This window comes from Halomonas profundus (assembly GCF_020865425.1).
GTDB classification, from domain to species: domain Bacteria; phylum Pseudomonadota; class Gammaproteobacteria; order Pseudomonadales; family Halomonadaceae; genus Vreelandella; species Vreelandella titanicae.
This window is the reverse complement of record NZ_CP086344.1, coordinates 4,855,450-4,873,826: the sequence shown is the minus strand read 5'-3', so window position 1 is coordinate 4,873,826 and position 18,377 is coordinate 4,855,450. Positions and strand designations below refer to the sequence as shown.

General features: G+C 55.4%; 18 protein-coding genes. 5 read left to right on the top strand and 13 right to left on the bottom strand.

The features are described from left to right. From urtC to urtE, 3 genes are read left to right on the top strand one after another with little or no spacing between them, the layout of a single operon-like run. Positions 1-1,170 (top strand): urea ABC transporter permease subunit UrtC, encoded by a 1,170-nt coding sequence (gene urtC / locus LMS44_RS22140; protein ID WP_009286161.1) that lies wholly within the window; start codon positions 1-3, stop codon positions 1,168-1,170. Further along, positions 1,167-2,003: an urea ABC transporter ATP-binding protein UrtD gene (gene urtD, locus LMS44_RS22135; protein WP_009286160.1), complete on the top strand. Its 837-nt coding sequence runs from the start codon at positions 1,167-1,169 to the stop codon at positions 2,001-2,003. Before urtC ends, urtD begins: the two co-directional genes overlap by 4 nt. After that, a complete protein-coding gene (gene urtE / locus LMS44_RS22130) occupies positions 2,003-2,710 on the top strand; it encodes an urea ABC transporter ATP-binding subunit UrtE (RefSeq protein WP_009286159.1) in 708 nt (235 codons plus the stop codon). Before urtD ends, urtE begins: the two co-directional genes overlap by 1 nt. A 97-nt stretch (positions 2,711-2,807) precedes the next feature. Here urtE and LMS44_RS22125 read toward each other — a convergent pair whose 3' ends face one another. The 6 genes from LMS44_RS22125 to LMS44_RS22100 all read right to left on the bottom strand — a co-directional run bounded on the left by LMS44_RS22125 (position 2,808) and on the right by LMS44_RS22100 (position 7,761). Continuing rightward, positions 2,808-3,728, bottom strand: coding sequence for a metal ABC transporter permease (locus tag LMS44_RS22125; protein WP_009286158.1), 921 nt, complete (start codon positions 3,726-3,728; stop codon positions 2,808-2,810). Continuing rightward, positions 3,725-4,831 carry a metal ABC transporter permease gene (locus LMS44_RS22120; protein WP_009286157.1) on the bottom strand — a complete coding sequence of 369 codons (1,107 nt, stop codon included), beginning with the start codon at positions 4,829-4,831 and terminating at the stop codon, positions 3,725-3,727. The genes LMS44_RS22125 and LMS44_RS22120 overlap by 4 nt, the downstream gene beginning before the upstream one ends. A gap of 3 nt (positions 4,832-4,834) precedes the next feature. Next, positions 4,835-5,617, bottom strand: a complete 783-nt coding sequence (locus LMS44_RS22115; protein WP_089691170.1) for a metal ABC transporter ATP-binding protein — start codon at positions 5,615-5,617, stop codon at positions 4,835-4,837. A 22-nt stretch (positions 5,618-5,639) separates the two neighbouring features. Beyond that, positions 5,640-6,608: a metal ABC transporter solute-binding protein, Zn/Mn family gene (locus LMS44_RS22110; RefSeq protein ID WP_089691169.1), complete on the bottom strand. Its 969-nt coding sequence runs from the start codon at positions 6,606-6,608 to the stop codon at positions 5,640-5,642. 242 nt (positions 6,609-6,850) lie between these two features. After that, positions 6,851-7,315, bottom strand: coding sequence for an RES family NAD+ phosphorylase (locus tag LMS44_RS22105; RefSeq protein WP_089691167.1), 465 nt, complete (start codon positions 7,313-7,315; stop codon positions 6,851-6,853). After that, the gene (locus tag LMS44_RS22100) at positions 7,312-7,761 is read right to left on the bottom strand and encodes an Xre family toxin-antitoxin system antitoxin (protein ID WP_022521350.1); all 450 of its coding nucleotides are present in this window, start codon (positions 7,759-7,761) and stop codon (positions 7,312-7,314) included. The genes LMS44_RS22105 and LMS44_RS22100 overlap by 4 nt, the downstream gene beginning before the upstream one ends. 188 nt (positions 7,762-7,949) lie before the next feature. On the opposite strand from LMS44_RS22100, the gene LMS44_RS22095 reads away from it, so the two are divergent. Beyond that, positions 7,950-9,311: a diguanylate cyclase gene (locus LMS44_RS22095; protein WP_278371018.1), complete on the top strand. Its 1,362-nt coding sequence runs from the start codon at positions 7,950-7,952 to the stop codon at positions 9,309-9,311. A 522-nt stretch (positions 9,312-9,833) separates the two neighbouring features. Here the strand turns inward: LMS44_RS22095 and LMS44_RS22090 are convergent. The 7 genes from LMS44_RS22090 to LMS44_RS22060 form a co-directional block, all read right to left on the bottom strand. Beyond that, positions 9,834-11,204: a PepSY-associated TM helix domain-containing protein gene (locus LMS44_RS22090; RefSeq protein ID WP_278371017.1), complete on the bottom strand. Its 1,371-nt coding sequence runs from the start codon at positions 11,202-11,204 to the stop codon at positions 9,834-9,836. An 83-nt stretch (positions 11,205-11,287) separates the two neighbouring features. After that, positions 11,288-13,384, bottom strand: coding sequence for a TonB-dependent copper receptor (locus LMS44_RS22085; RefSeq protein ID WP_278371016.1), 2,097 nt, complete (start codon positions 13,382-13,384; stop codon positions 11,288-11,290). A 76-nt stretch (positions 13,385-13,460) separates the two neighbouring features. Next, the gene (locus LMS44_RS22080; RefSeq protein ID WP_278371015.1) at positions 13,461-13,835 is read right to left on the bottom strand and encodes a hypothetical protein; all 375 of its coding nucleotides are present in this window, start codon (positions 13,833-13,835) and stop codon (positions 13,461-13,463) included. Between the two features lie 238 nt (positions 13,836-14,073). Then, entirely contained in the window at positions 14,074-15,189 is a 1,116-nt protein-coding gene (gene modC, locus LMS44_RS22075) for a molybdenum ABC transporter ATP-binding protein (RefSeq protein ID WP_278371014.1), read from the bottom strand. Further along, positions 15,179-15,877, bottom strand: a complete 699-nt coding sequence (modB, locus tag LMS44_RS22070; RefSeq protein WP_278371046.1) for a molybdate ABC transporter permease subunit — start codon at positions 15,875-15,877, stop codon at positions 15,179-15,181. Before modB ends, modC begins: the two co-directional genes overlap by 11 nt. Further along, positions 15,877-16,665 (bottom strand): molybdate ABC transporter substrate-binding protein, encoded by a 789-nt coding sequence (gene modA, locus LMS44_RS22065; protein ID WP_278371013.1) that lies wholly within the window; start codon positions 16,663-16,665, stop codon positions 15,877-15,879. The genes modB and modA overlap by 1 nt, the downstream gene beginning before the upstream one ends. Before the next feature lie 104 nt (positions 16,666-16,769). Next, on the bottom strand, positions 16,770-17,144 hold the full coding sequence (locus LMS44_RS22060) for a winged helix-turn-helix domain-containing protein (RefSeq protein ID WP_278371012.1): 375 nt from the start codon (positions 17,142-17,144) through the stop codon (positions 16,770-16,772). Between the two features lie 315 nt (positions 17,145-17,459). Between LMS44_RS22060 and LMS44_RS22055 the strand changes: the two genes are divergently transcribed. Next, positions 17,460-18,344: an urease accessory protein UreD gene (locus LMS44_RS22055; RefSeq protein ID WP_278371011.1), complete on the top strand. Its 885-nt coding sequence runs from the start codon at positions 17,460-17,462 to the stop codon at positions 18,342-18,344. The last annotated feature ends 33 nt before the right edge of the window (positions 18,345-18,377 follow it).

Sequence of the window (18,377 nt, the reverse complement as noted above, 5' to 3'; positions counted from 1 at the left end):
ATGTCTTTAACGACCGAATCATCGACGAATTTTTGGCTAACACGCCCATTCAGCGAGCGCTCTACGCAGATTTTTCTCGGCGTGCTACTGGCCGCGCTGGCGCTGGTCACCATCCTGCACGTGGCAGTGCCGCCGGATAACCCACTGCATGTGGGTGCCTATACGGTCAACCTGTTCGGTAAGTACCTAAGCTACGCGTTGCTGGCCGTGGCGGTGGATCTGGTGTGGGGCTATCTGGGCATTTTGAGCCTCGGCCACGGCGCCTTTTTCGCCATTGGCGGTTACGCCATGGGCATGTACCTGATGCGCCAGATTGGCGATCGCGGTACCTACGGCCACCCGGTGCTGCCCGACTTTATGGTGTTCCTGAACTGGGACAGTCTGCCGTGGTTCTGGCACGGTTTCGATATGGCTTGGTTCGCCTTTGCCATGGTTCTGCTGGCGCCGGGGCTGCTGGCGTTAGTGTTCGGCTTCTTGGCGTTTCGCTCACGGGTCACCGGGGTATATCTGTCGATTATCACCCAGGCACTGACCTTTGCCTTGATGCTGGCTTTCTTCCGCAACGAGATGGGCTTCGGCGGTAATAACGGCCTGACTGACTTCCGCGAAATCGTCGGTTTTGACCTGCGCAGCGATGCCACGCGCCTAGGGTTGTTCCTGGTCACCGGCGTTGCGCTGGCGCTGGGGTATATCCTGTGCCGTGCGATTGTGACCAGCAAGCTGGGGCGGGTCAGCGTGGCCACTCGGGATGCCGAAGCGCGTACGCGCTTTCTCGGTTATCGGGTCGAGCGCTTTCAGCTGTTTGTGTTTGTGGTCTCGGCGATGCTCGCAGGCCTGGCGGGGGCGCTCTACGTGCCGCAAGTGGGGATTATCAACCCCAGCGAGTTCTCGCCGATTTTCTCCATCGAGATTGTGCTGTGGGTCGCACTGGGCGGTCGCGCCACACTCTATGGCGCAGTGATTGGTGCCATTTTGGTTAACTATGCCAAAACCATCTTTACCGGCGTCATGCCTGATGCCTGGCTGTTTGCATTAGGTGCGATGTTTGTACTGGTCACAGTGTTTCTGCCCAAGGGGGTAGCGGGGCTGTTTCGCTACCTCAAGCGTCGCAAGCGCGACGATTCGGCTAACCCTGATCATCAACAGACATCCAAGGAGGCCTCCGCATGAGTTTGCTGCAATCGCTGTCCCAGCGTGATCGGGTGTTCGATTTTATGGCGCCCCAAGCCTCGCCGGTGGACGTTCGCCACGGGCCGATCCTTTACATGGAAGATGTCACCGTGAGCTTCGATGGCTTTAAAGCCATCAATAACCTCAACCTAACCATCAACGACGGTGAGCTGCGCTGCATTATCGGCCCCAACGGGGCGGGTAAAACCACCATGATGGATATCATCACCGGCAAAACCCGCCCCACCAGCGGCAGCGTATGGTTTGGCAGCCGCCATAACCTGCTGCACATGAACGAGCCTGATATTGCCAGCCTGGGCATTGGCCGCAAGTTTCAAAAGCCCACGGTTTTCGAAGCGTTGTCGGTATTTGAAAACCTGGAGCTGGCCATGGCCGCCGACAAGCGGATTTTTCCTACCCTAACCGCCCGCATGACCGGCGAGATCAAAGACCGCATCGATGACGTACTGGAAACCATTGGCCTGACAGCACTGCGCCATCAACCTGCGGGCATTCTTTCCCACGGCCAGAAGCAGTGGCTGGAGATCGGCATGCTGCTGATGCAGCGCCCGCGTCTACTGCTGGTGGATGAACCGGTGGCGGGCATGACCGAGCAGGAGATGGAGCGCACTGCCGAGTTGCTCACCGGGCTGGCCGGTAAACAGTCCGTGGTGGTGGTGGAGCATGATATGGGCTTTGTGCGTTCGATTGCCCGCCAGGTGACGGTCTTGCATCAGGGCAGCGTGCTGGCGGAAGGCACCATGGATCAAGTCTCCAGCGACCCCAAAGTAATCGAGGTCTACCTGGGTGCCGATGACGAGGAGGCCGCCTGATGCTAGCGATCGAAAAGCTCAACCAGTTTTACGGCGAAAGCCACACCCTCTGGGATCTTGACCTTGAGGTGCCTGCTGGCCAGTGCACCTGCGTGATGGGACGCAATGGCGTGGGCAAAACCACGCTGCTAAAAGCCGTGATGGGCGAAGTGGCCATCAAAAGTGGCGAGCTGCGCTATACCGCCGAGGCAGGCGAGATCGAGCTGACTAAAAAAGCCGTTGAGGCGCGCTCGCGGTTGGGAATTGGCTACGTGCCTCAAGGGCGACAGATATTTCCGCTGCTGACCGTAGAGGAGAACCTGCGCACCGGCCTTGCCGCCCGCAGTGACGGGCTAAAAAAGATTCCCGAGCGGGTCTATGAGCTGTTCCCAGTGCTTAAAGAGATGAAACACCGCCGTGGCGGCGACCTTTCCGGTGGGCAACAGCAGCAGCTGGCGATTGGCCGCGCACTGGTCATCGAACCCAAACTGCTGATTTTGGACGAGCCAGGTGAGGGCATTCAGCCCAATATCGTCGCCCAAATTGGTCAGGTGATTCGTCAGTTGATCAACGAGGATGGCCTTACGGTACTACTGGTGGAGCAGAAGCTGCCCTTTGCCCGTAAATACGCCGACCGCTTTGTGATTATGGATCGCGGCCGACCGGTGGCCAAAGGGGAGATCAGCGAGCTCTCCAATGAGCTGATCAAGCAGCATCTGACGGTTTAAGTTATCCACACCCGGTTACCGCCTGCCCGGCCAAGCGGTTGTCGAAAGGCGGTCGCTTTTTTGCGCGCGGATGAGCGGTGTTTCCAAAAGCTGGGCTTCAAACGCTGGGCGGCGGCTCCACCGGCGCCTGGCGTGCCCGTTGGCGTTTGACCAGTTGGGTAATCACGCCGTAGCGTGGCCCTGCTAGAAAGGCGAGCATCAGGAATACGCCAGTCATGACGGCCATCATGCCGCCAATGGAGACGTTGAGATACACTGCGAGGTAGTAGCCAGAAATACTCGAGGCGATAGAAATTAGCGCACCGATGATAAACATCATCCACAGCCGGTCAGTCAGCAAATAGGCGGCGGAGGCGGGAACAATGGCAAAGGCGATAAACAACACCGCGCCTACCGCATCAAAGGCCGCCACAGCAGTGGAACTAGTTAGCATTAGCAGCACATAGAAAAGAATCGAGGGCATAAAGCCGAACGTTTTGGCCAGCGCCGGATCGAAGGTGGCCAGCTTCAGCTCCTTATAAAAGAGTCCGATAAACGCGTAGTTGAGCACCGTCATCACACTCATCGATACCAGCGCCTGAGGGATGGGCAGGCCGAAGATGTCGAGTGTATCCAGCCAGACAAAACCGATCTCCCCGAGCAGCACGGTATGCGTGTCGATATGCACATCATTGGCATAAATATTCAACAGCAGCACGCCGATAGAGAACAGAGCCGGGAAGACCAGGCCGATAGCGGTATCCTGCTTGACCCGTTTGGTGCTCGCTAAGGCTTCGGTGAGCAAGACGGTTAACAGCCCAGTGAGGGCGGCCCCGATCAGTTGTACCGGCCCGCTCTGTTGCTTGGTCAGCAGCCAGACGATGACGATGCCAAACACAATCGAATGGCTGATTGCGTCGGATAACATGCTGTTGCCGCGGAGCACTAAAAAGGTGCCCACCGCCGAGGAGGCGATGCCTACCATCGCGCCCACTAGCATAATGGGCAGGGCAGTTGTGGTCAGTAGCTCTGCCATCATGATGCTAATTCCTCAAAAGCCGCGATCACTCTTCTAGCCTCCGCCTGGCCCTGTGCCGTTAGCCCCCAGCCGCCGTCGCTTGGGGTGGCACCGCGTGGAGAGCGGGTTAGGTAGCCTTGCTGCTTAAGCTTGTTGAGCATCCTGCGTGAACCGAGTGTTGAGGGGGCGCATGAGGGATCGGCCGAGTGTTTATATAGCGCATAAAGTAGCTGCTGTTTCTGCAGCGCTGACTTCTGGCGATAGTGCTTTATCACACCCCACAGCAGGCCACGGCCGGGCGCCAATGCCAACGATATAAGCACGATGGCGGTTGCGGTAAGGACAATCAGCGGGCCGGTTGCCAGGCCACGCGATAGGGTGCTGATGGTTGCCCCTGAAACACCACTGACAATACCGACGCCTGCGGCGATGGTGAGCATGCCGCCTAGGTGGCGGCTCCACTGTCGGGCGGCGGCCGCGGGTGCCACGATCATGGCGGCCATCAAAATCACACCGACCATCTGCAGGCCGACGACGACTGCTAGCGCAACCATAGCGGTGAGCGATGCTTCAATCACGGTGATAGGCATGCCGAGCGTGCGGGCGTACTCCGCATCAAAGGTGACCAGCTTGGCCTGTTTCCAGAAGACGGCAAGCAGCAGCAGCGTAACCAGCGTAATGCTGCCCATCACCCATAAATCGGAGCGCAGCGTCGCGGCGGCCTGACCGAACAGAAAGGCCTCAAGACCGCCCTGGGAGGCGTTATTGGTACTCTGTATATAGGTGAGCAGAACGATACCCACGGCAAAAAAGATACTCAGGCAGGCGCCCAGGGCTGCGTCAGTTTTCAGGCGGCTTAAGCGCGTTAGCATCAGCATAATCAGCGCGGCGGCGGAGCCGGTGATCAGTGAACCAATAATAATCCCGCCAATATCCCGGCTGCCGGTGATGATAAAGCTTAAACAGATGCCGGGAAGGGCTGCGTGGGAAATTGCGTCTCCCAGCAGGCTTTGGCGACGCAGCACCGCAAAACAGCCCAGCGGGCCGCTGATCAGCCCCAGCAGCGAGGCGCCAATGACTACATTCTGAAAGGTGTAGTCAGATAAAAGCTCAAGCCACACCATGGGTTACTTCACCTTTGAGGCGGAAAACATTAACGATTCATTGTCGTTAAGTAGCGCGATTTGGCCGCCGTAAGCCTGGCGCAGGTGATCGATCTTGAACACCTCCTCGGCCTTGCCGCTGGCGATGACTCGCACGTTGAGTAGCAGTAGCCAGTCAAAGTAGGTGCGAACCGTTTGCAGATCGTGGTGTACCACAATTAGCGTTTTGCCCGCGTCGCGCAGGCGGCGCAGGATATCGATAATGGCCCGCTCGGTGGTGGCATCGACGCCCGCCATGGGTTCATCAAGAAAATACACATCGGCTTGCTGCACCAGCGCACGGGCCAAAAATACGCGCTGCTGCTGGCCACCTGAGAGCTGGCTAATCTGGCGCTCAGCCAAGGCACTCATACCGACCATCTCAAGTGCTTCCTGCGCCTCGTGGCGCTCTTTTCGCCCCGGTCTTTTGAGCCAACCTAAACGCCCGTAAAGCCCCATGGTGACCACATCCAGTGCAGTGGTGGGAAAATCCCAGTCAACGCTTGAGCGCTGGGGCACGTAGCCCACCCGTTTACGCTGCGTGGCGTAAGGCCGCCCATGCACCATCACCTCGCCTGACAGCGACGGCACCAGCCCCAGGAGGCTTTTGATCAACGTGCTCTTGCCCGCCCCGTTAGGGCCGACAATGCCCGCCATGACACCGGCGGGGATATCCAGATCGATATCCCAAAGCACGGGCTGGTTATGGTAGCTCACCGTCAGGTTTTTAATACTCAGTGCGGTGTCTGTAAGGTCGGATGTCGCCATGGATCACTGCCTTATCGAATGCTTATTGAGCGAGTTGCCACTCGCTGGCCCAGTCATCCAGTGCCTTTGGCAGCGGGGCCAAGGAACCGCCTAGCGCCTCGACAATGTGCTGGGTGTTACGGTAGATCATGCCCATGTAGGTACCATCTACCGTGCCTTCATCGCCCATGGCGTCGGAATAAAGCTGGCCGCCGATGGTCACATCATGGCCGCGCTGCCTTGCTGCATCGATCACTGCCTGAATGGTGCGTGGATTGATGGTGCTCTCGACAAATATGGCGGGCACGTTACGGGCAACAACGCTATCCGCCATGCTGCGAATATCGGCGATCCCGGTTTCGGTTTCGGTACTGATGCCCTGAATCCCTTCCACTTCAATGTCATAGGCACGACCAAAGTAGCTGAAAGCGTCGTGGGCGGTGACAAGAATACGCTGCTCTTCGGGGATGCTGGCAATGCTCTCTTTAATCCACTCATGCAAGGCTAGCAACTGAGCCTGATAACGCTCGGTATTGGTTTCAATCGTCGTGGCGCACTCAGGGCGTGCTTCGCTCAATGCATCGCTTAGGGTGGGCAGTGTTTGGGCCCATAAAGAGACATCCATCCACAGGTGAGGGTCGACTCCGTAGACATCCTGAGCGGTGATCAACGACGCCGGATCAATGGAAGCGGGCGCCACGGCAAGCGTGGGTGTTCGTGCCGAGAAATTCTCCAGCACACTCCCCAGCTGCCCTTCCAATGAGTAGCCTGAATAGAGAATGTGTTCGGCGCCCCGCAGCAAGGCCACGTCGCTAGCGCTTGCCTGATACAGGTGGGGGTCTACGCCGGGGCCCATCATGGCTTCCACATTAACGCATTCGCCGCCTACTTCCTGCGCTACATCTGCAATCATCCCAATCGTTGCCACCACGTTTAAGGGCGTTTCATCGGCAGTTGCCAACGCACTAAAAGGCAGCGTTCCCAATAGAATCACGGCATATTTTGTTGCCATTATTTAGCTCCAGACTCGTCATGAGGTAGATGGGCTGAAATTGCTTTGTGTAAACTGATTGTCCCGAGGAAAGAAGTATAGCCTTGGCTAAGTTTGTGGCGCTATTCATGAAATGTCAAGCGGATAAAAGACGCTGAGGTGAGCTGAAAGGGGTATCTGAGTATTGCGGGAATAAACGTAAGACGGGCTACTAACGCGCCTTTGAAATCTGCTAAGAACGGTTTAAGTTATCCACACCTGGTTCAAAGTCTTGGATCGGGTTGAAATGGCAGTGCCTCGGCTGTCGCGACGATTTGATCGAATAAGGGGTGTGCCGGGTTGAGCATGTAGTTGAGCTCTCTCGGCACGACCACGCTTGGCACTGCCAGTGCCAGACTTTGGCCTGAGGCCAGCCAGCCATCGCCAAGTTCAGCGGTCTCTGCGGGCGCTGGGGCTTCCTGCCAGTTTTCTGGTAGATCTTCTGCGCCAATGCTTAGAATACTGTCGGCTGGTAGCGTCAGGCGCAGCAGCGCATACGCATTGAGCAGCCGATAGCTTTCCAGATTCACCATAATTTCCAGTAGTGCCAGCGACTCGTAGCTTGCCACATACACACAGGCATTCCCTGGGCTGTTCCAGCGCCCACCGTAAAGCCGTGCGCCTTCGCCATCAAACGCTGTCTCCTGAAACTTACGCTTAACCAGCCGATAGGCGGTGACCTCGCTCATACCGAGACACCATGCTCCAGCCGCCCGATCAGATTCAACACCGTTTGATACTCTGCCGATGTGGCGCTCATTTCGACAGGGCGACGACCGCCTAGCCCGGCATTGGGTTTGAGTAGCCAGGCGCGGGCGCCCTCTGAGTCCCCCTCGAACAGATCCAGTGCCGCCTTGAAAAGCTCAGCAAAGCGATACAGCCGGTCACTCTCTGCCATTTTGAAACGGCCCGATTTGGCGCGACGGCTAAGCGTAGCAGAGGGAATATCCACGTAGCGCGCCAGTGCCTTCTGCTCAATACCTGATACCTTGGCAATCTGGGGATAAACACGATACTCCACCCCTTCATGCAACAGCTCATGCAACTTGCGGCCTCTGGCTGGCAAGCCAATTTGTTGCCAGAAACCGGACGCCAAAGCTTTGGGTGGCTGGTATTGAGTGAAGTGGATATCCATAATGTTATCCTCATTTGATACTTCAAAAGTCTATCATTTGATATACATGATGCTTTTACCGCCGTCAAGTGATGCACATGACAGAAGATATCTGGCGGGCTTATTCGCTAAAACCCTGCTCTGTGTTCGGTTGACGAAAATGCTTGGCGTGTAATATTGGCTGTTGATCAATAAGAAGCAGGTGGGGTATGCGCTATAAAGATAAACATCAGCTCGCCGCCGAGTGGCAAGCGCTTCTGGAGCGCACGCCCAAACCGTTGCGGCAAGCAGTCGAGACGTTGGTAGAGCACCACGGGCAAAGCTTTGCTGACCACTTTTACCGGGTGATGTTGGAAGACCCGCATGCCTCGCTGTTTCTCTCCAACGATCAAGTGGAGCAGCGTTTACACCCCTCAATGCAGCGCTGGCTGAAGGCCATGTTTGCCGTTGAGCACGCCGATTTTGAGTCCCTGGTTGAGCAGCAGGAAAAAGTGGGGCAGGTGCATGCCCGCATCGATATTCCGGTCAACCTGGTGCTAAGTGGAGCGCGGCAGCTTAAGCAGGTGTTTTATCAACAGATCAACGCCACGTTCAAAAGCCCGCTATCGCCGGGGGATGCCTCGGTGTACGTCTCCGACCATATTGATATGGCCATGGAAATCATGAGCCACGCCTACTCGGTGGCCAGTGACCGTAATGCGCGCACTGAAGAGGCGTACAAGCTGTTTTCACTCACCCAGAGCATTGGCGACGAGCGTGAACGCCAGCGTTCGGCGTTGTTGAATTGGGAGAATGCGCTGATGTTTGCCATAGCTGCCCAGCAGGATATCGCCACGCTGCCGCGGTTATCCAATTCCGATTTTGGTCTGTGGTACTTCCATAAAGCGTGCCATGCGTTCGAGGGCGTGCCGGAGATTGCCACTATTTCACGCCATATTCAGCAAGTGGATCGTGAGTGGCTGGAAGTGCTGATGCATGAAGATGCTAGCCAGCGACTTAAGGCGCTGGGCGAGATTCGTGATGCCGCCCGTACGGTGTTGATGCTGCTCGACAATGTATTAGAGCGCGCCTCCGGTTTGGATGCAGGGCGCGACAGCTTAACCCGGTTGCTCAACCGCAAGTTTTTGTCAGTGGTGCTTAGTCGCGAAATAGACATTGCCCGCCACTCGGAGCACTGCTTTGCGCTGTTGATGGTAGATATCGATCACTTCAAATCGATCAACGATACCCATGGGCACGACGCCGGCGACAACGTGCTGCAGCAGGTGGCGAGCATCCTTGATCGCTCCACCCGTGGGGGTGATTACGTGTTTCGCATGGGCGGCGAGGAGTTTTTGATTGTGCTGGTCAATACTGACCATGACGGCAGCCGGTTATTTGCTGAGCGTTTACGCCAATCGGTGGCTAAGGAGCCGATGCTCGCCGGTGCCGATACGCTGCTTAACCTGACGATTAGCGTGGGAGTCGCACTCCACGACGGCCACCCCGACTATCACCGCTCCTTACAGCGGGCCGACCAAGCTCTTTATCAAGCGAAGCACAGCGGGCGAGATCGGGTCGTTGTGTGTTAGCGCATGCACTATTTAGCCTTATGATTAATTTATAGCTGTACCTATTTCTCTTCCGCATTACTCTTCCGCAAAGGAGTTAACTATGCTTCGCACCTTCTTATTATCCTGCTGCTGTTAATTAGCACTTCACTTTTTGCTCATGCTGGCTGGTCGCATGGTGAGCCGTCCTCATCAGAGGATTCCCGCTTGGTCGTCACTCAGCCATGGGAGCGAGCAACACCGTTAGGTGAAGCAGTAACGTTTGCTCCCGGTGGCCTGCATCTAATGTTTATGGCGTTATCCTCACCGATAATGGAAGACTAACCTCTTTTCGTAATACTGAATTTCCAAGACGCCGAGAGTATTGAGATTGAGCTTCAAGTGGTACCCATTGGCGCCTCACCTGAGAGCGAGGCTCCCCATGCTGATCATGAACATGAGGCGCATGGGGAAATGGCGCATTGAGGTAAAGGCACAATTTTCCCTGCGCCTCATTAATTACCTCATAGGGTTGATGGTGACGAATGAGTTGTTGAGCAATAATTAGACGGCTTGACTAGCTAAACGCCGTTCCTGTAAGCGTTGAACGACAAACCAGTCAACGATAAGCATAACGACCAATGAGGCCCCGACCAGCGGAAAAATAACTCCACCGATCACCAGAATGACAATCAGGCCGCGAAACACCTGCTTATTGGCCGGTAGTGGGGGCACTCCCATCGCGCCTGAGGGGCGTCGCTTCCACCACATCACCGCCGCTGAGACTGCCAGCAGAATGATGGCTAGGCAGACGGTCAAAAATAGTAGTTGATTGAATAATCCAAACTGCTGGCCCATATGCACGTTAATACCAAACTCCAACCAGCGCCCCAAGGGGCCATAGTCGGCATAGCTCATGTCGACCAAGCGCTCGCCTGTGTACTGATCAAGGTGCACCACGCGCTGTTGGCTAAGGTCATTTGGATAGACCGAGCCGGTGTATACGCCGGTTTCCGTGGTCGGTAGGCTTATCGTATAGCCGTGATGTAGCCCCAGTTCTTTGAAGAGGGTGGCAGCCTGGTCAAGGCTGATGCTCGCTGCTTGGTCTGGCCCCTGCATGGATTCTGGAACTTGAGCCTGCTCAAGCGACCAAGTCGTTGGACTTTGCTCGTTTAGACGCGCCTCCGACATGGGCACTTCAACGCGAACACCGGCGGGGTAGCCGAAATTATTACCGTTAGCCCACTGGTTAACCTGCGCGCCCCACACGCCTGACCAGGGCATGCCCGTGATGGCCAGAAAGAGGATAAACCCACCAACAAAAATGCCCGTTACAGCGTGCAGATCGCGCCAGAAAACGCGTTTTTTGGGGTTGCCGCGCACGCTAATCACACCTCTCGCGCCTTTACGCCGTGGCCACCACAGGTAGATCCCGGTGAGCACCAGTAGAATCGACCAGCCACCGGCGATTTCAATCAGTTTGCGCGCCGTTGAGCCAAAGTATTTCAAGCTGTGTAAATAGCGAACGGTCCACATCACTGTGCCACGATCATCCAGTGCTCCCAGTACATTAGCCGTATAAGGATTAACGTAAACTGCTAACCGCTCGCCCTCCGCTGTGCTAACGGTGATCTCTGCGGAGCTTTTCGGGGTAGCGGGGTCGGTGAATTTTACAGCGGTGCCTGGGTGAGCCGTCAGGGCCGCGCTGACCAGCGAAGAAGGCGGTTGCGTTGCCTCTTGAACGGCCACGCGTTTCATATCGGCGTGTATCAGTGCATCCAGTTCGTCCTTGAACAGATACAGCCCGCCGGTGATCGCCAGGGTAATCATAAACGGCAGCACCAGCAGGCCAGCGTAAAAATGCCAGCGCCAAACGGCGCGATACAGATCGAAGGTCTTGCGCTTACCTTCTTGTGGGGGTGATGCAGTCGACATGCGGTCTCTCCAAGCCACCAGGCATCTAGCCTGGCGGCTAATCAATAAGGGCAAATAGGTGCTCTATTGAGCACCTGAGTGAATTAGAAGCTGAAATCGGCTCGCGCCCACACCATTCGGCCAGGCTCGTTAATACCGCGATCCAAATCAGCGGGATAGCCAAAGGCTGCATTACCTGCCAGGTTTAAGTGCTCGGTGTACGTGGTGTCGAAAACGTTATCCACACCCACGCTTAGCGTTAGGTGGTTGCTCGCTTGATACGTGCCATTGAGCGAGAACACTCCGAAACTTGAGGACGATTCTAGGTCTTGGCCGACGACATTGCCTTTTTCTAGGGCTGTGCGGTTCTGTGCCGCTACGCCACGCCATAGGCCACCCACGGAGTAGGCATCACGTGCATAGGTCAGACCTATATTCGCTTCCAGCGGCGGGATTTGAGGTAATGCCTCATCATCGTCGGCATTACGTCCCCAGGCATAGGCCAGCGAGGCATTGCTTACCCAGTTGTCGGTCAGTTGATAACTGGCGCCTACTTCGGCACCCGCAATCTGGGCATCGATGTTATCGACTTGAGTACGGCTTATGCTCGCGGTGTTGTAATCAAACAAGATGAAATCGTTCACATACCCTGCATATCCGGACACCCATGCGCTTAAGCGCTGGTCGTTGTACTGCGCGCCGATGTCCAGCTGAGTGGTTTTTTCGGCTTGAACACCGTCGAAGGCATTCACGCTACCGGCCGGGCCTGCTTGGCTGGAACTCAGTTCCCAGTAGTCGGGGAAGCGCTCCACATGCCCAATACCGGCATACCAGGTGATCGGTGCTGAGGCTAAATCTTGCTCGTAGCGGACAAAGGCGCTGGGCAGGGTGTCACGGCGGGTAAGGCCTGCGGTCGCCGTATCCAGATTCTCGTCACTGACGCGATAGCGGTCTACGCGGGCACCGCCAATAAGACGGTCACGTTCACCGATATAACGGGTGACCTCGCTGAAGGCACCGAACTGGGTCTGCTCGTAATCGGGCTGCCAGCGCTCGCTATCCAGGTTGCGGTGTACTTGATGTTCAACGTCGACACCGGCGATCCACGTGGTATTTTCCCATTCCCACGTTGACGCGACACGGGCGCTCCGAGTACGACGGTCTAGCCGCATGGCCATGCCGTCACTCATATCCATGCCGCCACCCATGTCCATGCCGCCGCCCATGTCCATGCTGCCCGGTGAACGTAGCGTGAAGTTATCCATAATATGGTCGGCATAGGCATAGTTGGCCTGCATTTCCAGACGTTTCCAGTGTTCACCTAAATTCTCGCGCCGGAAACGGATGCCCACGGTTTCGCGGAGAAACTTACTGCCATCCATGCCACGCCCTGCATAGCGGGCTTCACCGTCTCCACGGCCAGCGGTGACCTCAAGCCAAGTATCGTCGTCGGGTGTCCAGCCAAGCGCTACATCGCCGTTCCACTTATCCCATAACGAGGGCACGACGTTTCCGTCGCCATCCTTATAGTCATTGGCTTCGGATTGGTTGCCGGTAATGCGTAGATAGCCGTCTTGATTGCCCACCGCGGCATCAATGCGGCGATCAAATCGCCCATAGGTACCCAGCATGACGCTGCCATCCACTCGTACGCCGGCTTCATCGAACTCCTCAGGGCCGCGGTCGAAGCGCACCGTTGCCGCTGAAGCGCCAGGCCCCCACAGAACCGACTGCGGCCCTTTGGTGACAGTGAGGCTGTCGTAATTTTCAGGTGAGATATAAGACGTCGGCGCATCCATTCGCGCCGGGCAAGCGCCTAGCATTTGGCTACCATTTGTCAGTATGCGTAGACGTGAGCCAAACATGCCACGGAAAACCGGGTCACCGTTAGTGCCGCCGTTCCGAATGGCAGAGAACCCCGGAATAGTCTGAAGATAGTCGGCGCCGTCGCTGGCAGGGGCCGGTTGTCGGGGTATGCGTGGGTCAGTTTCCACCGTAAGTGGTGAACTAAGCGGTACAGCGGTCACGACCATCGTGTTTAACGCATGATGGTCGTGGTGAGTGGTAGATGACTGTGCCCATGCGCCTTGAACAATCAAGCTTGATGCCGCGGCGATGCTTAGTGTCAGGGCGTGTCGTTGAAAACGGTTTTTTAACCGGGCAGGCGCGACGACGCCATGCACAATAGTTGAGTGTGACATGATGATCCCTTTTTTTTGATATAGACAACCGCCAGCCAGAAGCGAGCTTCAGGCTGAAAGGGCTGACGATGTGGCGTTATACACGTCGAAAAAAGGGCGGTGCTCGCGTTAGCGCGTGGGGGTAGTTATCACAGGACTGCATCGCCTGTGTCGGCTGCGTCAGCAGTTGGTCGTGCGTGATAAACGCTTGCAGGCTGATCGCGGGAAGAAAGGTATGAGCCGTTGGAAACTGTTGCCAGACGGTGCAGTAGCCACATTGGTGAAACCAATTGAATACCGGCTCTACCGCCTCAGCATTACTTGAATGATGGTGTTTACTTGCTTGCGGGGTCGCGTGCTGATGATGACCCCCGCCCTGGTGGCTAGATAGGTGGCTAGTGTCCTGGTTAGCGTGATGTTGATCACCGGCTTGATACTGCGAAATCAGCGGCCCGGCCAATAGGAGGTGCATCGCCACAAACGCCATACAAAGCGCTATGCGATACCAAAGAGTCCCTATTGAACGTGATAGCTGCATTTACTCGATACACTTTGTGGGCAGTGTTATGTTTTTTTATATAGATTGCTTCGCAATTTTAGCTGAAATCTCTTTATGAGAGTGTGAGAATTGTGCGGCCAATTGACACGTGGGGACTATTGGTGTCAGATAAAACTACTTCTAAATCAGTTAGTAACCCCTATGATGCGCATTAGTAATGCAAGATCGATACACTGCGAATCAGCGCTGTTACCTGCTTACCTATAGCGAGTTTCATTTCATCTGAGGACTTGCGAGTTAAGCGTGACCTAAGGTGAATAGAACCAAGGTTTAAAAGCAGTTCCACCGAGTGTGGGCTGGTGGGCAACGTTGCCATTTTTTCAATGGTAGCCGTGAGTTGATTGCGGTAGCTGGTGTCCTTTGTCGGTGACAGTGCCAAGGCAATATCCCGCGCAAAGATACGTACGCGCAAACAGCTGCCGACAGGCGCTGATATGCCCGGCACTATTAATCGATGACACTTATTAAGCGCAAGATGGGTTAGTTGATACGCCTCGTCGTGCTCGACAACTCGACCTTCGATAATCGAGGCAGCATCGAATCCTCCCAGCTCCTGTGTTAAATCAAAGCGTTGCAAAAGGTCATGTAATGGATCGCTAGCGATGACGAGCCCCTCTTTCATCAGTACAAGATGGTCAGCAATCGCAGAGATTTCTCCAGGGTCGTGGCTGACATAAATCACCGGGATTTTAATCTGATGCGTCAATCGAGCAATGAAGCGCAAGAGTTCTTGCTTGCGTGGGCCATCCAGCCCTGAGAGAGGTTCATCCATTAGCAGTAGCTGAGGGTCGCTCAGTAGCGCTCTACCTATAGCGACCCGGCGTGCTTCACCGCCCGAAAGTGTGCCTGGAACCCGCGAGAGTAGATGCCCGATGCCGAGCAGTTCGACAACCTCATTAAAGCGGGGAGTTGCTCGTTTAGGCATGCCGTAGGTCAGGTTGCCTTGCACGCTATAGTGAGGGAAAAGACGTGCTTCCTGGAAAACAACACCAATACGCCTTTGGTGAGCCGGTACATTTAGGCTCTGCTGGGTGTCTAGCAGTATCTGGTCGCCTAGTTGCAGTTTACCTACGTCAGGTTTATCAAGTCCTGCAATAATACGCAGCAGACTAGTTTTTCCACTTCCTGATATTCCGAAAATGCCGGTCACGCCGCTAGCGGGCAGCGTTAATGATGCTTGCAACTGGAAGTTGCCAAGGCGCTGTTCAACAAAAAGCGATAGTGATGAATTGAGAGGTAACACAGAGAGCGTTGGGTTAATGGGCATCACGTTCCTTTAAACGCTGCTGGGTGCGGCGTGCTAGCCATTCAGAGGCAATTAACGAGAGCAGGGCAATAATGATGGCGAGAAAACATAGCCGTGCTGCAGTGGCTTCCTGACCGGGCATCTGAATGAGTGTATAGAGTGCCAGTGGTAACGTGCGCGTTTCGCCAGGGATATTGGAGGCGAAAGTGATTGTGGCACCGAACTCGGAAAGCGCGCGGGCAAAAGCCAGTACTGTGCCAGTTAGCAGTCCGGGGATCGCCAGTGGCAATGTGACAGTGGCGAATACCCGCCAACGATTAGCTCCTAGCGTGCTGGCGGCCGCTTCGAGTTTGGGGTCAACGGCCTCAAGGGATAAGCGCAGCGCCCTGACTAGCAGAGGAAACGCCATGACGCCACTAGCAACGGCTGCCCCTTGCCAAGTGAATGGCAACGATACGCCGAAGCTGCTGTGAAGCCATTGGCCGATTACCCCTTGCCTGCCCAAACCTGTTAATAGTAAATACCCCACAACGACAGGCGGTAGAACCAATGGTAAGTGTATTAAACCATTGACTAACGCTTTCCCGCGGAAATGGTGACGGGCTAGCCACCAAGCGACGGCAATGCCCGGCGGCAATATCCATGCAACTGCCGCTAAGCCGATCAGCAAGCTTAGCCGAATAGCCTCCCACTCTGCTGGAGAAAGTATCATGGTGTACTGATGCTTGTATCAAAGCCGTGCTCGGCAAATATATCAAGGGCTGCTCCACTGGTAAGCCACTCCCTTAGCGCTACAGCAGCTGTATTTTGCTCGGCATCAATCAGGGCAATGGGGTAAGTAATGGAATCGTGGCTAGCGAGTGGAAATAACCCAAGTACTCTTACGGCATTGCTGGCAAAAGCATCCGTTTGATACACCACGCCTACTGGTGTTTCTTCGCGCTCTACTAGCGCTAATGCAGCACGCACATCATTGCCACGGGCTAAGCGCGGTGCCAGGGCTTCCCATTCGCCCAGGGTCTCCAACGCTTGTTGGGTATAGATACCTGCCGGCACATGGTCTGGGTCTCCCACGGATAGGCGGTCGCGCTCGCCTAATAGAGTCTCAATAGCGATGCCTTCCCCAGGAGAAAATTGCATTGGCACGCTACTACTGGCACTCACTAGCGCCAATCGATTTTGCAGTAAATCCCTACGCTGCTGGACATTGATGCCCTGATCTTCAAGCCAATCCATCCATGTGACATTTGCCGAAAGAAATAACTGTGCAGGACTGCCGTTGGCAATTTGTCGAGCAAGGGTAGATGACGAAGCATAAATGACGGTTACATCAACGTCATTATTGGCTTCATAAACGGCAATGGCATCGTTTAGGGCATTGGTCAGCGACGCCGCGGCAGCAATGTGCACATTGTCGCTCGCGACTGCCGATGCCGCTGGAAAGCTAATTAGAATAGCGCTGGCTAGCAGGCACTTGTTAACAAAGCCGGTAGGCATTATTCCACCCCGTTATTTCCATTTGGATATAGCGGGAGATTACAGAACACCAAACGTTTATTCAATGACAGATGGCTGCGGCTTGATGGTGGTCAATGATTGTCTTACGAGGAAGCATCAGGAAGTGAGAGAAGCGCTAGCAGCGCTTTTGCATCGTCAGACTGTGCTATTACTAACTGTTTTTCCAGGGCTCGATAGTGGGTGAGCACTTGCTTACCCGTCTCGGTCAGGTATGCCCCACCACGAGAGTTTCCACCGGAGCTAGTTACTACCAGGGGGGATAAAAAATAGCCGTTCATAGTTTCGAGCAGTTGCCAGGCTTTTTTATAACTCATTTTCAGCACACGGCCCGCTGCGGAGATTGAGCCGGTTTGATCAATCATTTCCAAAAGGTCAGCCTTGCCAGGGCCAATCACAACATCGTGGTTTAACGCTAAGCGCAACTGGAAGGTGGGGGCAGGGTGATGGGTGCGTGTCATTTTTGAGCTCTGTTTATGACTATGTGTCCATCAGTTTAACAACGATAAAGTGTGCAACGCTTACCATTTATTGGTCGTCAAACAATAATTCTCTGCTGAGGCTGGCGAGCTAGAGTTCATGCCAATGTTGATAATTGCTCTGATTTGGTGCGCTTGTTCGTTTTTATGTTCTTTTTTGGTGCTTGAAGTAATTGGCGGGTAATAGATAAAAGACACAAGCTGTTGTCCTTTAAGAGGAATATCTTTTTTCACCATTTTGGCGCATTAATTGCAGTGGTTAGTGAAAAGCTCACTGTAAGGAAGCGATAGCCACCCATGATTCTGAGCGATATCGCCAACCCCCACATCGCCTCTGGACACCGCTTCGATGCAGGCCGCCATTGGGCGGCTTCGTTAGCGCTCACCTTCGCCCATCGCGACGGCGCCACGCGCATGGTGCAGGCGCGCCATCAGGGACCACTGCGGGTGCAGCGCCCTTTCTATCCCGAAGGAAGCGGTGAGGCTTGCCATGTTTATGTGCTTCACCCGCCGGGCGGGCTAGTCAGCGGCGATGCGCTTACCATTAGTGCCCATGTAGAGAGCGGTGCCCATGCGCTGCTGACGACCCCGGCTGCCAATAAACTCTATAAAGCCGACAGCCAGGGCGTAGCCTGGACGCAGCATACCCGGTTGAGCGTTGAAGATGACGCGACACTTGAATGGCTGCCCCAGGAGACCATCGCCTTTGATGGTTCCAAGGGTGAACAGCGCACCCAAATTGACCTTCACGGCAGCGCCCGTTGCCTGGGCTGGGAAGTGATGGCACTGGGCCGCCCGGCCAGCGACTTACCCTATGTTTCCGGGCGTATTGAGCAGCACTTCCGCTTAACCCTGGATGGCAAACCGCTGTGGCTAGAGCGCCAACCGCTAGACCCACTACACCCACGCTTTGCCGGGCGCTGGGGGCAGGGTGGTGCCACGGTGCAGGCCACGCTCTGGGCAGTGGGGATTGCCGACGCGCCTGCTGCCATTGAAGCCTTGCGTGAAGCGCTGCCGGATAACCCGCGCTGGGCGGTCACCGTCCGCCACGGTGTTCTGCTGCTGCGCTATTTAGGCAACTCGCGTAACGAAGCCTGGGCGTTATGCGAACAGGCTTGGCAACTGCTGCGCCCCCGCTGGATCGAGCGTGAAGCACATACACCACGAATTTGGCTAACCTAATTAGCATCACTGCGATGCACTGCTGGAGACACA